Below are 15,503 nucleotides of genomic sequence, written 5' to 3' on the forward strand. Positions count from 1 at the left end.
CGCGAAATCTTCGGGGAGTGGGGGAGCGAGGCGTCAGACGCCCACGCCGCCCTCGAGGACGCCTGCGCCGCGCAGGTCGCGGTACCACCGCTCGTTGTCGAACTCCTTGACGAAGCCGTGGCCGCCGAGCAGCTGCACCGCGTCGCTACCGATCTGCGCGCCGTACTTCGTGACGAGCGCGCGAGCGTGCGCGATGGCCTCAGCGGCTGCTTCGGGCTTGCGGCCCGAGTCGAGACGAGCCGCCGCACGCAGCGTTGCCAGGCGCATGCCGTCGAGCTCGATCGCGATGTTCGCCACGGTGAACGCGACAGCCTGACGGTGGCCGATCGGCTCGCCGAACGCCTTGCGCTCCGTCACGTACTGGGAGACCTGGTCGAGCACGGCGCGGCCGGTGCCACACGCGAGAGCGGCCCACGCCAGGCGGGAGCGGCGGATCGCGTCGAGCGCGTCCTCGCTCGTGCCGAGCAGGTTGTCCGCCGAAACCTCGACGTTCTCCAGGTGCAGGCGGCCGGTGTGCGACGCGCGAATGCCCATGGCCGGGTCGTCGCTCACCTTGAGACCCTCGGTGCCGGCCTCGACGATGACGAGGCGCAGGTCGCCGTCGACCTCCGCCGTGACGACGAACAAATCCGCCGAGTCGGCGCACGGCACGAGGGCCTTCTCGCCGGTGAGAACGAGTTTGTCGCCGCGGCGCTCACCCTTCGTAGCGGGCTTGCGCGGGTCGGCCAGCGGGCCGGCCTCGGTGATCGCCAGCGACGCGACGGCGGGCTTCTTCTCGTCGGTGAACGCGGGCAGATACGTCTCCTGCTGCGCCGACGAACCATAGGAGGCAATCGCTCCGGCAACGGCGGCGGGCGCCATGACGCCGACCGCGAGACCCATGTCGCCGCGGGCGAGCTGCTCGAGCACGAGCACGTTCATGACGGCGGAGCGCTCCTCGGCGACACCGCCGAGCTCGGCGGGAACGGACAGGAGCGTCAGGCCCATCTCGGCCGCCTGGGCGCGGATCTCGTCGGGCACGGCGCGGGCACCGTCGGCGTCGGCCGCTGCGGGACGCAGAACCTCGTCGGCCAGTTCGGCAGCGACGCCGGCGATCATCGCCTGGTCCTCGGTGGGCGTGAGGTCGAACTCGCGACGCGGCTTCGTCGGGGCCGGACGTGCCGGCTCACCCGAACCGCTCTTCTTCACGAACGCACGGCCCGCGGCGGTCTGAACCTTGAAGCCCTGCTTGCTGCCGTTGTAGAGCGCGCGCTCGACCTTGGAGCGCACGGCGGGGTTCTTGAGCAGGTCGTGCCCGCCCGCCTTGGCCAACAGTCGAAGAGCGACCGCCTGGCCCTTGTCGGCGATCGACGCCTTCGAGTTCGTGGAAGTCATCTCGGCCTTTCCTCTGGATCGTTGAGCGGCCCCCTGGCGGGCCAACTTTCCCTGAGGTTACCTGATCGTAGGTACGCGCGGTATCGGAAACTGTGAGTATCGGTAACAACCTCTTCGGAGCGTGGCTCTGTGCGTTGGGGACGGGGCGCCACGACGCTGGGGAGGCCGGGGCGTAGCCTGGGCGCATGGTCACCGTCCGTCGCGCCGAACACTCCGACATCCCCGAGATCGTCCGACTTAAGGGCCTGCTCATGGAGGACGGTTGGCCATGGCACATCGAGCTCGACGACGCGTGGCGCGAGCGATGCGCGGCAGCCGCGGCGACCTTGCTCGACTCGCCGAACTACGCGTGCTTCGTCATCGACGCCGAGGAGGGTGCGGGCCCCGGCACACCGCTCGCATCGATCGTCTCGACGTCCGTGGAGCAGCACCTTCCCGGACCGGACGGATCGGGGCGTTCGGCGTACCTCGGTGACATGAGCACCGATCTGGTCTTCCGCGGTCGCGGCTACGGCAAGACCTTGCTCGACGCCGCGCTCGCCTGGTGTCGCGAACAAGACGCCGGGTGGGTGAGCTTGTTCTCCACCGAGAGTGGCCACTCGCTCTACCGCAAGGCCGGGTTCAGCCCGGTCGGGCCGTTCCAACACATGTCGATGGGCCTGGACTGACTCGTCTCGCGACCCGGCGCGGCATGACAGCGTCAGCGGCGTCGGTCAGACCTGTCGTCGTTCTCGGTCAGCGCCGTCCTGGAACGGCGGCGATGACCGACTCGAAGATCCCGCGATCCAGTGCCGTGCCCTCGCGGCGCACCGACGCCTCGTCGAGTTGGAGGATGCGGTCGAGGCGAACCTCGCTCGGACGCCCGGCGCGATCCCACGCGCCCGATCCGATGTCCATCCAGTGCCGACCGGCTCGTGCTTCCTGCGCGGCGTCGCGGTCGTGGTCCTTGCTCGTCAGGGGGAGCGCGAGCGTCACGCCGTCCTCCTGCGGGTGACGGGCGACGACGAGCACCGGCCTGTCCTTGCCCTGGGTGTGGTCCTCCTCGTACGGCACCCACGCCCAGACGATCTCGCCGGGGTCGGGACGGCCGTCGTCCTTCGCCTGCCAGCTCGTGGCGGGGAGGGCGCCATGCCAGTCGCCTCGATAGCCCGTGTCGGCGGGGGCGTTCGATACAGGCGAGCGCCGCCCGCCGCCCCGTGAGTGCTGTGGCGTCGCGACGGTGCCCGGGGTCTTCGGCGCCTTCGATCGCTTCGCAGCACCGGAGCGATCCGAGCGCGATCTCCCGTCGAGAAGAGCCCTCATGCCCTCGCGCGCGAGGGAGGTAGCGACACGACCGGCCATCTGCTTGAGGTTCACGCCACGAGCCTAACGAGCGGGCCCGCCCTCGTGACGAAACACACGCGTCGGCAGCCCCGCGGACGGTACGAGGCACTCCTCGGCGGCTGGAACAATCGATAGGTGACCGAACCGACCGCGCTCCGCGACATCGCCGACCCCTCCGTCGTCGACGAGGGCAACGGCGCACATCCGCGGGCCGGTCTCGCGATCGCGGCGCTCGCGCTCGGCGGCTTCGCCATCGGCACGACGGAGTTCGTCACGATGGGGCTGCTGCCCGACATCTCCCGCGGTCTCGGTATCTCGATCCCGCAGGCGGGCAACGCCGTCTCCGCGTACGCGCTCGGTGTCGTCATCGGCGCGCCGCTCGTCACGATGGTGTTCGCCAAGGTGCCGCGCAAGACGGTGCTCATCGGCCTCATGCTCGCGTTCTTCGTCGGCAACGTCGGGGCTGCTCTGGCTACGAACTACCACGTGCTCCTCGCTGCCCGTGTCGTCTCCGGCATGCCGCACGGTGCCTTCTTCGGCCTCGGTGCGGTTGTCGCTGCGTCGCTCGTTGCCCAACACCGGCGCACCTGGGCCGTCTCGATGACGCTCGGCGGCCTCAACGTCGCCAACGTCATCGGCGTGCCGATCGCGACGTGGATGGGGCAGCGCATGGGATGGCAGTGGCCCTACGCGCTCGTGGCCGTCATCGGTCTGCTCTCGGCGCTCGCCGTGTTGGCGTGGGTGCCTCACCAGGGGACGACGGGACTCGTCACGGCGAAGAAGGAACTCAAGGCGCTCACCCGACCGCAGGTGTGGTTCGCGCTCGCCATCGGCATCGTCGGGTTCGGCGGCATGTTCTCGACGTTCAGCTACATCGCCCCGACGATGACCGAGTTGACCGGCTTCTCCGAGGCCACCGTGCCGCTCATCCTCGTCGTGTACGGCGTCGGCATGACGTGTGGTGCGCTCGTCTCCGGACGCGTCGCGATGCACGGGCTCATGCGCGGCATCTTCGGTTGCCTCATCGCGATCGCCGTCATGCTCGCCCTGTTCGGGTACGCCGCGCACTACAAGCCGACGGCCGTGCTGTTCGTCTGGCTCCTCGGCTTCCTGCCGACGGTCATGGTGCCAATGATCCAGATCCGCCTCATGGACGTTGCCCACGAGGGTCAGTCGCTCGCCGCCGCGCTCAACCACGCGACGCTCAACTTCGCCAACGCCCTCGGGGCGTGGCTCGGCGGCGTCGTCCTCGACGCGGGGCTCGGCTACGAGTGGTGCTCGCGTGTCGGTGCGATTCTCGCCGTGTTCGGCGCCGTCGTGGCTGCGGCGTCAGCGTTCACCTCACGCCGTGAGGCGGCCTCGCAGCACGCGGCAGCTGCCTGACCTACCCTTCGGGGTTTGCTCAGAATCGACGACGCGAGCGCTTGTCGTTGATGAGCCAGGCAGACAGCAGCCCGCCGGCCGCGCCGCCGAGGTGCCCCTGCCACGACACGCCCTGTGCCCCGGGGAGAACACCCCACAGGACGTAGCCGAACACGGCGAGGAGCGCGAGGCCGAGTGCAGCCTCGGTCCAGCGCTTGCTCCACGCGCCGCGCACGATGAGGTAGGTCAGCCAGCCGAAGACGATGCCGGACGCTCCGGCCGTCGCAGAGTGCGGGGGAGTGAGGGCCCACGCCGCGAGACCCGAGCAGACCATGACGACGAGCGTCACCTGCACGGCCACCCGTCGTCCGCTGAGGCCGAGGAGGAAGCCGAAGGGCAGCAGCAGCGCCGTGTTGCCGATGAGGTGCGCCCACCCGTAGTGCGCGAAGGAGAACGTGAAGATCGACGGGAGGTCGGTGAACTCCCAGGCGCGCAACGACGCGAAGCGGTCGACGGCGTGACGCGTGATCACGTCGACGATCTCGACGACCCACAGCAGGGCCACGAAGAAAGCGGTGTCGACGGCGGAGGACCCTGCCCGTCCACCGGCCTGGCGCGTTCGCTCACGAAGGTCCATTCACCCATTCTGCCAACGCTGGGGAGCGAGTCGGGCACTGGAGCGACGGCGGTGATCCGGTTCGCGCAGGCATGGAAGAATGAATGGTCACGTACTGTGCCGTCCCCGACGTAGCGCTCCAGACGAAATCGACGAGGTATTCAGTTGTCACCCATGGCCCGCAAGGCACTCGAGCCGGCCGCGACCCCGCCGGAGATGATCCGCAACTTCTGCATCATCGCCCACATCGACCACGGCAAGTCGACGCTGGCCGACCGCATGCTCCAGTTGACGGGTGTCGTCGAGCAGCGGGCCATGCGCGCGCAGTACCTCGACCGCATGGACATCGAGCGTGAGCGCGGTATCACGATCAAGAGCCAGGCCGTGCGCATGCCGTGGGAGCTCGATGGTCAGACGTACGCGCTCAACATGATCGACACCCCCGGTCACGTCGACTTCACATACGAGGTCTCGCGTTCGCTCGCCGCGTGTGAGGGCGCGATCCTCCTCGTCGACGCCGCTCAGGGCATCGAGGCTCAGACCCTCGCGAACCTCTATCTCGCGATGGAGAACGACCTCGAGATCATCCCGGTGCTCAACAAGATCGACCTGCCGGCAGCGCAGCCGGAGAAGTACGCCGCCGAGATTGCGGGCCTCATCGGCGCCGACCCCGACGACGTTCTCAAGGTTTCCGGCAAGACCGGCGAGGGCGTCGAGGCGCTCCTCGACAAGATCGTCGGCACGCTGCCCCCGCCCGTCGGTGACGCAGACGCCCCGGCGCGCGCCATGATCTTCGACTCGGTCTACGACACCTACCGCGGCGTCGTCACCTACGTCCGTGTCGTCGACGGCAAGCTCAACCCGCGCGAGAAGATCGCCATGATGTCCACGGGTGCCACGCACGAACTCCTCGAGATCGGCGTCAGCTCGCCCGAGCCGACCGCGACGAAGGGCCTCGGCGTCGGCGAGGTGGGTTACCTCATCACCGGTGTGAAGGACGTGCGTCAGTCCAAGGTCGGTGACACCGTGACGAACGCGGCCAAGCCGGCCGACAAGGCCATCGGCGGGTACTCGGACCCGAAGCCCATGGTGTTCTCGGGGCTGTACCCGATCGACGGTTCGGACTACCCGCTGCTGCGTGACGCCCTCGACAAGCTCAAGCTCAACGACGCTGCGCTCGTCTACGAGCCCGAGACGTCGGCCGCGCTCGGCTTCGGTTTCCGCGTCGGCTTCCTCGGCATGCTGCACCTCGAGATCACGCGTGAGCGCCTCGAGAGCGAATTCGACCTCGACCTCATCTCCACGCTGCCGAACGTCGTCTACCAGGTGACGACCGACGACGGCCGCGTCACCGAGGTGACCAACCCGAGCGAGTTCCCCGACGGCAAGATCGCCGACATCACCGAGCCGGTCGTGAAGTCGACCATCCTCATCCCGAGCGAGTTCATCGGTGCCGTCATGGAGCTGTGCCAGAACAAGCGCGGCAACCTGCTCGGCATGGACTACCTCTCCGAGGAGCGCGTCGAGATGCGTTACACGCTGCCCCTCGCGGAGATCGTGTTCGACTTCTTCGACCAGCTGAAGTCGAAGACGCGCGGGTACGCCTCGCTCGACTACGAACCCGCCGGCGAGCAGAGTGCCAACCTCGTCAAGGTCGACATCCTGCTCCAGGGCGACAAGGTCGACGCGTTCAGCTCGATCGTCCACCGTGACAAGGCCTACGGCTACGGCACGATGATGGCGACGAAGCTCAAGGACCTCATTCCGCGCCAGCAGTTCGAGGTGCCGATCCAGGCCGCCATCGGCACGCGCGTCATCGCTCGTGAGAACATCCGCGCCATTCGCAAGGACGTGCTCGCCAAGTGCTACGGCGGTGACATCTCGCGTAAGCGCAAGCTGCTCGAGAAGCAGAAGGAAGGCAAGAAGCGCATGAAGATGGTCGGCTCGGTCGAGGTGCCGCAGGAAGCCTTCATCGCAGCGCTGAGCCAGGGCGACGAGAAGCCGAAGGACAAGAAGTGAGCAAGCCCGGCTTCGTCTCGGGTTCGGTGACGCCGCCCGGTGAAGAGGGTCAGGCGGCCGAACGCCCGCTCGCGCGGACCCGTTCGTTCACCCGCCGCGGCGGCCGCATGCCCGAACGTCACCACCGTGCGCTCGCCGACCACTCCGAGCAGTACGTCATCGACGTGCCGCGCAAGGAGGCCTCGACCGAACCGATCGACGGCTACCACGTCGACATGGAGCAGGTGTTCGGACGCACCGCGCCGCTCGTTGTCGAGATCGGTTCCGGCGCGGGCGATCAGGTCGTCCACGCGGCTGCCGAGAACCCGGGGACGGACTTCATCGCGCTCGAGGTGTGGCGCCCGGGCATCGCGCAGACGATCTCCAAAGCCGTCCACGCCGGCGTGACCAACGTCCGGCTCATCGAGATCGACGCGTCCGAGGCGCTCGACCGTCTCTTCGCGCCGGGCTCCGTTGCCGAGGTGTGGACGTTCTTCCCGGACCCGTGGCCCAAGAGCAAGCACCACAAGCGTCGCCTCGTGCAGCCCGGCTTCGCCGAGGTCGTCGCCGACGTTCTCGTGCCCGGTGGCACGTGGCGCCTCGCCACCGACTGGGCCGACTACGCGTGGCACATGCGCGACGTCGTCGAGGGCTCACCGCGTTTCGACAACCCGCACGTGGGACGCCTCGCCGACCCCGGTGACCCGGACGTCGACCCCGAGGGTGCGCGTGGCGGGTTCGCCCCGCGCTTCGAGGGACGCACGACCACGCGCTTCGAGAACAAGGGCCTCAAGGTCGAGCGCGTCGTGCGTGATCTCGCGGTGACTCGGGCGAACTGACGTGAGCTACCTCGACGACCTGTTCTCCCTTGAGGCGCTGAATGCCGTCGTCACGGGAGGGTCGTCGGGCATCGGGCGAGGTATCGCCACGGCCCTTGCGGGTGCCGGTGCGAGCGTTCACCTCGTGGCCCGGGACGCCGACAAGCTCGCCACAGTGGCCGCCGAGATCGGCGCGACGTGGGAAGTCTGCGACGTCGGTGATGCGAACGCGCTGGCGAACCTGGCTGTCGGTGCCGCGGTGCAGCACGCGGACATCCTCGTCACGTGTGCCGGCGTCAACCACCGACCGCCACTGGCGGACACGAGCGAAGAGCAGTACGCCGAGACGATGGCCGTCAACCTCGAAGCGCCCTACCGGCTCGGCCAGGCCGCAGGGCCACGCATGGCCGAGCGCGGGTACGGACGCATCCTCAACATCGGCTCGCAGCAGAGCTGGAGCGCCTTCGGCAACTCCGGCGTCTACGGCGTGACGAAGGCCGCCGTCACCGGGCTGTCACGCTCGCAAGCGGAGGCCTGGTCACGCTCGGGTGTCACGGCGAACACTATCGTTCCCGGATTCGTCGTCACCCCGATGACGTTGCCCACCGTCGCCGAACCGGGGCGCGAAGAAGCGCTCGCGACCCGCACCTTCGTCGGACGCAACGGCGTGCCCGAGGACTTCGCGGGCCTCGCGGTGTTCCTCGCGTCGCGGGCGAGTGGTTTCGTGACCGGCCAGACGATCGCGGCCGACGGCGGCTTCAGCGTCCACTGAGCGCTCGCTATTACTCGCGGGTAATCTGGTGGGTATGAACCAGACCCTCGCGCTCTACACGAAGCTCACGAAGAAGAACGAGAAGCTCGGTCGCGCAGCCTTCTCGGCCGCGTTCGCGCTCAAGGCGCCCTACTTCCGGACCATTGCGCCCGTCGTGAAGACCATGGAGCCGCACCGCGGCGTCGTGGCCATCAAGAAGTGGTGGGGTGTGCAGAACCACATCGGCACCGTCCACGCCATCGCGATCGCCAACGGCATGGAGATGGCCATGGGTCTGCTCGCCGAGGCCACGGTGCCCAAGGGCATGCGCTGGATCCCCAAGGGCATCCAGCTCGACTACGTCGCCAAGACCCCCGGCGATGTCGAGTGCGTCGCCGAGACGAGCCCCGAGGACTGGGCCAAGGAGCCTCCCTTCACGGTGGACGTGCGCATGACGGGACGCCTGGTCAAGGACGGCACGGTCGCCGTCCAGGGCATCATCCCGATCTACGTCTCCGCCAGGAAGTAACGCCTGCGCCGCTACGAGGCCGCCGCGATCGCAAGAAGCGACGTGGCGGCCTCGTTCGTCATCCGGCGCGGACCTGCCCACACGGCGCGCAGCTTCCGGCGCAGGTCGACGTCGCGGACGGTGATCTCGATGAGGGTGCCCGCGGCCAGGGCATCACCGATCGCGAGTCGGCTGAGGACGGCCGGCCCGGTGCCGGCCGACACGGAGACCTTGACCGCGGCGTTGCTCGACAGCTCCAGCAGTGGCGGAGCGCAGGTGCGCGGGCGCATCGCGCGGTCGAGCGCCACGCGGGTTCCGGAGCCCGGCTCGCGCGTGACGAGGGCCGTCGCGGCGAGTTCGTCCGCGTCAATACTGCGAGTTCGGGCCCAGGGGTGGTGTGCGGCGACGGCAAGGACGAGGTCGTCCGTGGCGACGACCGTCGAGTTGAGGCCGCGAGGGGCACCCGGGCCCTCGATGAACCCGAGATCGATCTCACCGGAGCGAGCGGCGCTGAGCACGTCGGTCGTGTTGCCGACGGCGACGGAGAGGCCCGGCGTGGCCTCACCGGAATGGGCTTCGTGCCAGCGCGCGATCCAGCCCGGCAGGAGGTGCTCGGCCACGGTCTGGCTGGCCATCACGGTGAGCGGTGCATCCACGCCGCTCACCAGGGCGGTGACGCCGGCGTCGAGATCGCGCGCGGCCTCCAGCACGCCGCGAGCCCACTCGACGACCATGAGGCCCTGCGTCGTCAGGGTGGCGCCGGTTGTGGCGCGGTGGAGAAGGGGCACGCCGACCGAGCGCTCGAGCCGCGCCATGCTCCGGCTGGCGTTGGGCTGCGCCGAGCCACAGGCACGTGCGCCGGCGCTGAGGGAGCCGTGGTCGGCCACGGCCACGAGCAGCTCCAGGGCTGCGAGATCCGGCCAGCTCTTCATCGGGCCAGCGTAACCGGCGTCCATATCCGCCGCATATACCAGCATGCTGAACATGGCGCTACCGGCCAGGTCGTAGACGTTCGAGGATGGGGAGCGTGACCCGACCCGAGCAACGCCGCGCAGAAACAGCGGCCCGAACTGCATCCCACCCAGTGGCCGGCGGTCTGGCACTGGCGTTCTCAGCGGCGCTCGTCGGGTTCGTCGTGTCACGCATCAGCCCGCTGCTCAGCCCGGTGCTCGTGGCGATTCTGCTCGGCGTCGTCGCCGCCAACGCCGTGCGGCTCGACGCGTGGCGCCCTGGCCTCGACCTGGCCGGGAAGCGCGTTCTGCGCATCGGCATCGTGCTGCTCGGCCTCCAGCTCTCGCTCGGCGCCATCGCCTCGCTCGGCTTCGGTGTCATCGTCCTGGCCGTTGCTGTGGTGGCGCTCGGAGTGCCCTTCGGGCTGTGGTGCGGCAAGCGGCTCGGTATTGAGCCCACGCAGAGTCTGCTCACGGCGTGCGGGTTCTCGATCTGCGGCGCCGCAGCCGTCGCCGCAGCAGCAGGGGTGAGCGACGCCCGCGACGAGGAGGTCGCAACGTCGGTCGCGCTCGTCGTCGTCTTCGGCACGCTCATGATCCCGCTCGTCGCGCTGTCCGCCGCCTTGGGGCTCGACGATCACACCGCAGGCGTTTTCGCGGGTGCGAGCGTGCACGAGGTGGCCCAGGTCGTCGCTGCCGGGGGCCTCGTCGGGCAGGGGGCGCTCGCGGTGGCCGTCGTCGTGAAGCTCGCCCGCGTGCTCATGCTGGCGCCGTTGATCACCGTCATCGCCGTGCATCGACGTCGGACCATGGGCGGGGCCGAGTCCGGGTCGGTCACCCTGCCGCCCTTCGTGCCGCTGTTCGTCGTCGGCTTCGTCGCCGCGGTCGTCGTGCGGAGCGTGGTTCCGATTCCGAATTCGGTGTTGGACGGAGCGAAGGTGCTCCAGACGCTGCTGCTCGCCGCCGCGATGTTCGCTCTCGGCGCAGGAGTGACGGCCAAGGCCATGCGTGCTGCCGGCGCGGCGCCCTTCGCGCAGGCAGCGCTCTGCACTGTCTGCGTCACTGCCCTCGGCCTGGGCGGAGCCCTGCTCGTCGGTTAGAGACGCTCCGCAGGCGGTGGGAGAATGCCACCCATGCCGCAGATGCCCGACGGAGAGCCCGCACCGAGCGACGGAGCGCTGCCCGCCGACGCCCTCGCGAGTGTGCCGGGCAGCGCCTTCGCGATGTACCTGCACGTGCCGTTCTGCGTGACGCGCTGTGGGTACTGCGACTTCAACACCTACACGCTCACCGAACTCGGCGTCCCCGGCGCGAGCCTCGACACGTACGCGGGCGCTGTCGAACGGGAACTCGACCTCGCCGCGCGCGAGATGGGAAAGGCGCCCGGCGGCGTGCCGACAGTGCAGACCGTCTTCGTCGGTGGAGGAACGCCGACGATGCTCGCAGCGACCGACCTCGTGCGGATGCTCGACGCGGCGCGCGAGCGGTTCGGCCTCGTCGACGACGCCGAGGTGACGACCGAGGCCAACCCGGACTCGGTCGACGAAACGTACCTGCGCGTGCTCGCCGAGGGCGGCTTCACGCGCGTCTCCGTCGGGATGCAGTCGTCGGTGCCGCACGTCCTCGCGACGCTGGAGCGCACCCACGATCCGGCCAACGTCGAGCGCGCCGTCCGCGCCGCCAAGGCTGCCGGCCTGCAGGTGAGTCTCGACCTCATCTACGGTGCGCCGGGGGAGTCGCTCGACGACTGGCGGGCCTCGTTGGAGGCGGCGATCGCGCTCGATCCCGACCACATCAGCGCCTACGCGCTCGTCGTCGAGGAGGGCACGAAGATGGGCGCCCAGGTGCGCCGCGGCGAACTGCCGCTTCCCGATGACGACGACGAAGCGGACAAGTACGAACTGGCCGACGAACTCCTCGAGGCCGCGGGGTACCGCTGGTACGAGGTGTCGAACTGGGCGAAGGAACCGCGCTTCCAGTGTCGTCACAACCTGGCCTACTGGCGTGACGAACCGTGGTGGGGCGCGGGCCCCGGAGCCCACAGCCACGTCGGCGGGGTGCGCTGGTGGAACGTCAAACACCCGCGCGCCTACGCCCAGCGGGTCGGTGAAGGAACCTCACCTGCGCTCGCGCGCGAGATCCTCGACGAGCGTCAGCGGTACGAGGAGAAGGTGCTCCTGCGCGTGCGTCTCGCCGAGGGGTTGCCGCTCGACCTGCTCGACGACGCAGGGCGCCGCGCGGTGGCGGGACTCGTCGCGGACGGTCTGCTCGAGGGAACGTCTGCCGTCCGTGACCGTCGGGCCGTGCTCACACTGCGCGGGCGGCTGCTCACCGACACCGTCGTCCGGCGCCTGCTCGACTACTGACCGCCGAACGCGAAGGGCCGGAACGCCACCCCAGAGATGTGACGTTCCGGCCCTTCGCGTTGTCGGCCCGAGTCAGCTGAGCACGCGCAGCTGGAACGGGTAGCGGTAGGGGCGGCCGCTGCTCGCGTTGAGCGCGCCACGGATGTGGCACCACAGGGCAACCACCGTGATGACGAACCACAGCGGGATCGCGACGACGATGCCGATGAACGTGATGGCGAACAGCCAGCCGACCCAGTAGAGCAACCACCAGGAGAGGTTGAAGTTGAACGCCCCGGCGGCGGCTTCACGCACGGCGGGTGACTTGTCCTTGTAGATGAACCACACGATGAGCGGGCCGAGCAGGCTGAGCGAACCGGCCGACACGACGGCCGCGACGAGGGCCGAAAGGTGGGCGACGACGGCGGCGCCCGTCTCGTCGGAGCTCAACTGGCGGGGCGTGACGCCCGCCTCGGTGGGCCGACCGTTGGGGTAGGCGTCGCCGTTGTGGCTCCACTGGGGGTCGGGGGTGGGGTAGGGCTGCTGGCTCATGGTGTCCTCACGACCTCGGCTGCGTTGGTGAACATCGTTCCAACCTCAACGATGCCCTCCTCATTCCGTCGGCGCCATCCTGGGTGACCCTGGTTCGCCCCTGAGGCTGGGGGCTCAGCCCGTCACTGCTGCTCGGGGTCGGTGACGAAGTCGATGAGTTCCTCGACACGTCCGAGCAGTTCCGGCTGCAGGTCGGCGTAGGTGCGCACTGTGCCGAGGATCTGCTTCCAGCCGCGCGCGACGTCGGCCTGGCTCTGGTGCGGCCACCCCAGCTCGGCGAGGATGCCGTGCTTCCACGACTGACCCTTGGGGATCGTCGGCCACTTGGACCATCCGAGGCGCTCGGGGCGCACCGACTGCCACACGTCGACGTAGGGGTGACCGACGATGAGCACGTGATCGCGGGCCTGCGGAAGAGCCTGGGCCTCGGCGACGATGCGGGCCTCCTTCGTGCCGGGCACGAGGTGGTCGACGAGTATGCCGAGACGGCGCCCCTTCTCAGGGCGGAAGTCGCGGATGACGGCGGCGAGGTCGTCGACGCCCTCGAGGTACTCGACGACGACGCCCTCGATGCGCAGGTCGTCACCCCAGACCTTCTCGACAAGTTCGGCGTCGTGGCGGCCCTCGACGAAGATGCGCGAACCGAGGGCCACGCGCGCCTTGGCGTTCGGGACGGCGACCGAACCCGATGCCGTGCGTCCGGCCTGCACCTTGCGCTCGGCGAGTGCGGCAGCGTCTGCGGGACGCGGGGGAGTGAGGATGACGGGTTCACCGTCGATGAGGAAGCCGCCCCCGAGCGCGAAGCCGCGGGTCTTGCCGAAGCGGTCCTCGAGGAAGACGACGTGGGTTCCACCGGACTTCTCGACGCGAACGACGGCACCCACGTAACCGCTCTGGGCGTCCTCGACGACGACATCCCGCTCGGCCGGAACCTCACGGGATCGGCCGCGCTTGGGCGCGCGCCAGTCACCGGAGAGGACGTCGGAGCCGTAGCGGTCGTTCATGGCAGTCAGGGTAGGCAAGCCCGACGCGGCACGGGCGGAGGCGCGCTGGACCGGCGCAGAAGCGGCGCCGCCCACGGTCAGGACGAGCGGAGGAAGGTGAGCACCGCCGCCACTCGACGGTGCTCGTCGCCGTCGGTGTCCAGATCGAGCTTGGTGAAGATGCGTTGCACGTGCTTCGCCACGGCGCCCTCCGTGACGACGAGGCGCTTCGCGATGCCTCGGTTCGTCAGACCCTCGGCGATGAGTGAAAACACCTCGTGCTCCCGCGGCGTCAAGGTGTCGAGAACCGATTCCGCCGCGGGTCCTTGAGTGCCTCCCACACGCGCTTGATCGACCATCCGGTCTCCACCGCCGTCGGGGCATCGGGGAGGGCACGGTCCAGAAGACGGCGCTGCATGGAGCGTTCGGCGTCCGTCATGACGTGAGCGACTCCGAGGCCGCCGAGGACGAGCGGAATGCCGACGAGCACGAACAGCATGCCCAGCCCGCCGGACATGAGGACGGCGAACGCGACGAAGCCCAGCAGGTGGACCCACCAGCCTGCGAACAGGTAGGCGCTGTCGCGCAGTGCCTGGCGTGGGGACCAGCGGAACTCGCGGTCCGTCGCCGAGCCGGCGGCGTTCCTGGGGACAGGGGCTGTGACGTCTGGAGTGCTCATGTCTTCGACGCTGTGGAGAGGCACGGGGGCACAACCATCCTGCCTGCAGGTCTCCTGACGGTGGGGAAAACCCGACATTCCGGCCGGACGCGGCCGCGACGCCCTGAGCGAACACGCTCGGAAAGATTTGGCACTCGATACCCGTGAGTGCCAACCTTGGAGGAGGTCAAAGGAGGTGTGAAGGCATGAGCAACGAGCGCCGTCTCGAAGTGTTGCGCGCGATCGTGCACGATTATGTCTCCACGTCCGAGCCGGTCGGCTCCAAGGCCCTCCTCGAACGTCACCAGCTCGGTGTCTCGGCGGCCACGATTCGCAACGACATGGCGGCTCTCGAGGACGAGGGCCTCATCGCTGCGCCGCACACCTCCGCCGGGCGTGTTCCGACCGATGCCGGCTACCGCGTCTTCGTCGACCGCCTCTCTCAGGTGCGTCCGCTCACGCCGAGCCAGCGCCGCGCCATCCAGGCCTTCCTCGCGGAGAGCATCGACCTCGACGACATCGTCGAGCGCACCGCGCGTCTGCTCGCTTCGCTCACCCAGCAGGCCGCCGTCATGCAGTACCCGTCGCTGCGGCGCTCGCGGGTGCGCCACATCGAGTGCCTCGCGATGACGCCGACCCGCGCCATGCTCGTCGTCATCCTCGACTCGGGCCGCATTGAACAGCGCACCGTCGAGTTCGCCCACCCCGTGGCCGAGAGTGACGACTTCGTCGCACGGCTGCGCGGGCGACTCAACGCCGAGACCGACGGCCTTCTTCTCGCGGAGGCGGCCCGCGGCCTGTCGTTGCTGCGCGAAGCGTTCGAGCCCGAGCGGCGCGCTGACGTCGACGCCGTCGTCGAGACGATCACCGCCGTGTTCGGGGAGGAACGTGAGGAGCGTGTCGTGCTCGCCGGTACGGCCAACCTCGCGCGCGCCGGAACGGACGGGCTGCACGTGCAGCCGGTGCTCGACGCACTCGAGGAGCACCTCGTCATCCTGCGCCTCATGAGCAACCTCGCCGAGGATGCCGAAGCCCACGACCAGGTGACGGTCCGCATCGGCGCGGAGAATCCCCACGAGGGCCTGCACTCGACGTCGCTCGTCACCACCTCCTACGGCCCCGATGCCGTGGCGGCCCTCGGCGTGCTCGGCCCCACCCGCATGGACTACCCCCAGACGATGGCGAACGTGCGGGCCGTGGCCCGCTACGTCTCACAGCTCATCGAGAGCTGACGCCCCGCACACATCCCTTTCCACCCGCTGACG

Annotated in this window: 17 protein-coding genes; 9 read left to right on the top strand and 8 right to left on the bottom strand. The window is 69.2% G+C overall.

Annotated elements, in window-relative coordinates; genetic code table 11:
- Positions 1-33: 33 nt before the first annotated feature.
- Positions 34-1,374 (bottom strand): acyl-CoA dehydrogenase family protein, encoded by a 1,341-nt coding sequence (locus tag H7F30_RS09070; protein ID WP_187034682.1) that lies wholly within the window; start codon positions 1,372-1,374, stop codon positions 34-36.
- 185 nt (positions 1,375-1,559) lie between these two features.
- Between H7F30_RS09070 and H7F30_RS09075 the strand changes: the two genes are divergently transcribed.
- Positions 1,560-2,042, top strand: a complete 483-nt coding sequence (locus H7F30_RS09075) for a GNAT family N-acetyltransferase (protein ID WP_047312049.1) — start codon at positions 1,560-1,562, stop codon at positions 2,040-2,042.
- 67 nt (positions 2,043-2,109) lie between these two features.
- Here the strand turns inward: H7F30_RS09075 and H7F30_RS09080 are convergent, their stop codons facing one another.
- A complete protein-coding gene (locus H7F30_RS09080; protein WP_240730187.1) occupies positions 2,110-2,730 on the bottom strand; it encodes a type II toxin-antitoxin system PemK/MazF family toxin in 621 nt (206 codons plus the stop codon).
- Between the two features lie 102 nt (positions 2,731-2,832).
- Here H7F30_RS09080 and H7F30_RS09085 point away from each other — a divergent pair, with 102 nt between their 5' ends.
- Positions 2,833-4,080 (top strand): MFS transporter, encoded by a 1,248-nt coding sequence (locus H7F30_RS09085; RefSeq protein ID WP_240730188.1) that lies wholly within the window; start codon positions 2,833-2,835, stop codon positions 4,078-4,080.
- A gap of 19 nt (positions 4,081-4,099) precedes the next feature.
- Here the strand turns inward: H7F30_RS09085 and H7F30_RS09090 are convergent, their stop codons facing one another.
- Positions 4,100-4,696 carry a rhomboid family intramembrane serine protease gene (locus H7F30_RS09090; protein ID WP_187034684.1) on the bottom strand — a complete coding sequence of 199 codons (597 nt, stop codon included), beginning with the start codon at positions 4,694-4,696 and terminating at the stop codon, positions 4,100-4,102.
- Between the two features lie 153 nt (positions 4,697-4,849).
- Here H7F30_RS09090 and lepA point away from each other — a divergent pair, with 153 nt between their 5' ends.
- Genes lepA through H7F30_RS09110 form a run of 4 tightly spaced genes read left to right on the top strand, consistent with a single transcriptional unit; the run spans position 4,850 to position 8,771 of the window.
- Complete coding sequence (gene lepA, locus H7F30_RS09095; RefSeq protein WP_047312050.1) at positions 4,850-6,694, top strand: translation elongation factor 4; 1,845 nt, start codon at positions 4,850-4,852, stop codon at positions 6,692-6,694.
- Positions 6,691-7,512, top strand: a complete 822-nt coding sequence (trmB, locus tag H7F30_RS09100) for a tRNA (guanosine(46)-N7)-methyltransferase TrmB (RefSeq protein WP_240730189.1) — start codon at positions 6,691-6,693, stop codon at positions 7,510-7,512. Before lepA ends, trmB begins: the two co-directional genes overlap by 4 nt.
- A 1-nt stretch (position 7,513) precedes the next feature.
- Positions 7,514-8,263: an SDR family NAD(P)-dependent oxidoreductase gene (locus tag H7F30_RS09105; protein ID WP_129665316.1), complete on the top strand. Its 750-nt coding sequence runs from the start codon at positions 7,514-7,516 to the stop codon at positions 8,261-8,263.
- Positions 8,264-8,297: 34 nt separating this feature from the next.
- Entirely contained in the window at positions 8,298-8,771 is a 474-nt protein-coding gene (locus tag H7F30_RS09110) for a hotdog fold domain-containing protein (RefSeq protein WP_187034686.1), read from the top strand.
- A gap of 11 nt (positions 8,772-8,782) precedes the next feature.
- Here the strand turns inward: H7F30_RS09110 and H7F30_RS09115 are convergent, their stop codons facing one another.
- Positions 8,783-9,682 (bottom strand): LysR family transcriptional regulator, encoded by a 900-nt coding sequence (locus tag H7F30_RS09115; protein ID WP_187034688.1) that lies wholly within the window; start codon positions 9,680-9,682, stop codon positions 8,783-8,785.
- Between the two features lie 86 nt (positions 9,683-9,768).
- Between H7F30_RS09115 and H7F30_RS09120 the strand changes: the two genes are divergently transcribed.
- Positions 9,769-10,800 (top strand): YeiH family protein, encoded by a 1,032-nt coding sequence (locus H7F30_RS09120; RefSeq protein WP_187034690.1) that lies wholly within the window; start codon positions 9,769-9,771, stop codon positions 10,798-10,800.
- Between the two features lie 33 nt (positions 10,801-10,833).
- Positions 10,834-12,066, top strand: coding sequence for a radical SAM family heme chaperone HemW (gene hemW, locus H7F30_RS09125; protein WP_187034692.1), 1,233 nt, complete (start codon positions 10,834-10,836; stop codon positions 12,064-12,066).
- 72 nt (positions 12,067-12,138) lie between these two features.
- On the opposite strand, the gene H7F30_RS09130 is transcribed toward hemW, so the two are convergent.
- The 4 genes from H7F30_RS09130 to H7F30_RS09145 form a co-directional block, all read right to left on the bottom strand.
- The gene (locus tag H7F30_RS09130) at positions 12,139-12,597 is read right to left on the bottom strand and encodes a DUF4870 domain-containing protein (protein ID WP_118912656.1); all 459 of its coding nucleotides are present in this window, start codon (positions 12,595-12,597) and stop codon (positions 12,139-12,141) included.
- Between the two features lie 122 nt (positions 12,598-12,719).
- Positions 12,720-13,601: a DUF3097 domain-containing protein gene (locus H7F30_RS09135; RefSeq protein WP_129665326.1), complete on the bottom strand. Its 882-nt coding sequence runs from the start codon at positions 13,599-13,601 to the stop codon at positions 12,720-12,722.
- 77 nt (positions 13,602-13,678) lie between these two features.
- The gene (locus H7F30_RS09140) at positions 13,679-13,855 is read right to left on the bottom strand and encodes a LuxR C-terminal-related transcriptional regulator (protein ID WP_255464724.1); all 177 of its coding nucleotides are present in this window, start codon (positions 13,853-13,855) and stop codon (positions 13,679-13,681) included.
- Positions 13,856-13,872: 17 nt separating this feature from the next.
- Positions 13,873-14,259, bottom strand: a complete 387-nt coding sequence (locus H7F30_RS09145) for a sensor domain-containing protein (protein WP_187034695.1) — start codon at positions 14,257-14,259, stop codon at positions 13,873-13,875.
- A gap of 185 nt (positions 14,260-14,444) precedes the next feature.
- On the opposite strand from H7F30_RS09145, the gene hrcA reads away from it, so the two are divergent.
- On the top strand, positions 14,445-15,470 hold the full coding sequence (gene hrcA, locus H7F30_RS09150) for a heat-inducible transcriptional repressor HrcA (protein WP_187034697.1): 1,026 nt from the start codon (positions 14,445-14,447) through the stop codon (positions 15,468-15,470).
- Positions 15,471-15,503: the final 33 nt, after the last annotated feature.

This window comes from Dermacoccus sp. PAMC28757, from assembly GCF_014302635.1.
Taxonomy (GTDB): domain Bacteria; phylum Actinomycetota; class Actinomycetes; order Actinomycetales; family Dermatophilaceae; genus Dermacoccus; species Dermacoccus abyssi.

Excerpts from the sequence above, each read along its gene's own strand:
- H7F30_RS09070 (WP_187034682.1), bottom strand. The coding sequence starts at position 1,374 with ATGACTTCCACGAACTCGAAGGCGTCGATCGCCGACAAGGGCCAGGCG.
- hemW (WP_187034692.1), top strand. The coding sequence starts at position 10,834 with ATGCCGCAGATGCCCGACGGAGAGCCCGCACCGAGCGACGGAGCGCTG.
- H7F30_RS09110 (WP_187034686.1), top strand. The coding sequence starts at position 8,298 with ATGAACCAGACCCTCGCGCTCTACACGAAGCTCACGAAGAAGAACGAG.
- hrcA (WP_187034697.1), top strand. The coding sequence starts at position 14,445 with ATGAGCAACGAGCGCCGTCTCGAAGTGTTGCGCGCGATCGTGCACGAT.
- H7F30_RS09075 (WP_047312049.1), top strand. The coding sequence starts at position 1,560 with ATGGTCACCGTCCGTCGCGCCGAACACTCCGACATCCCCGAGATCGTC.
- H7F30_RS09115 (WP_187034688.1), bottom strand. The coding sequence starts at position 9,682 with ATGAAGAGCTGGCCGGATCTCGCAGCCCTGGAGCTGCTCGTGGCCGTG.
- lepA (WP_047312050.1), top strand. The coding sequence starts at position 4,850 with ATGGCCCGCAAGGCACTCGAGCCGGCCGCGACCCCGCCGGAGATGATC.
- H7F30_RS09090 (WP_187034684.1), bottom strand. The coding sequence starts at position 4,696 with ATGGACCTTCGTGAGCGAACGCGCCAGGCCGGTGGACGGGCAGGGTCC.
- H7F30_RS09120 (WP_187034690.1), top strand. The coding sequence starts at position 9,769 with ATGGGGAGCGTGACCCGACCCGAGCAACGCCGCGCAGAAACAGCGGCC.
- H7F30_RS09130 (WP_118912656.1), bottom strand. The coding sequence starts at position 12,597 with ATGAGCCAGCAGCCCTACCCCACCCCCGACCCCCAGTGGAGCCACAAC.
- H7F30_RS09135 (WP_129665326.1), bottom strand. The coding sequence starts at position 13,601 with ATGAACGACCGCTACGGCTCCGACGTCCTCTCCGGTGACTGGCGCGCG.
- H7F30_RS09145 (WP_187034695.1), bottom strand. The coding sequence starts at position 14,259 with ATGAGCACTCCAGACGTCACAGCCCCTGTCCCCAGGAACGCCGCCGGC.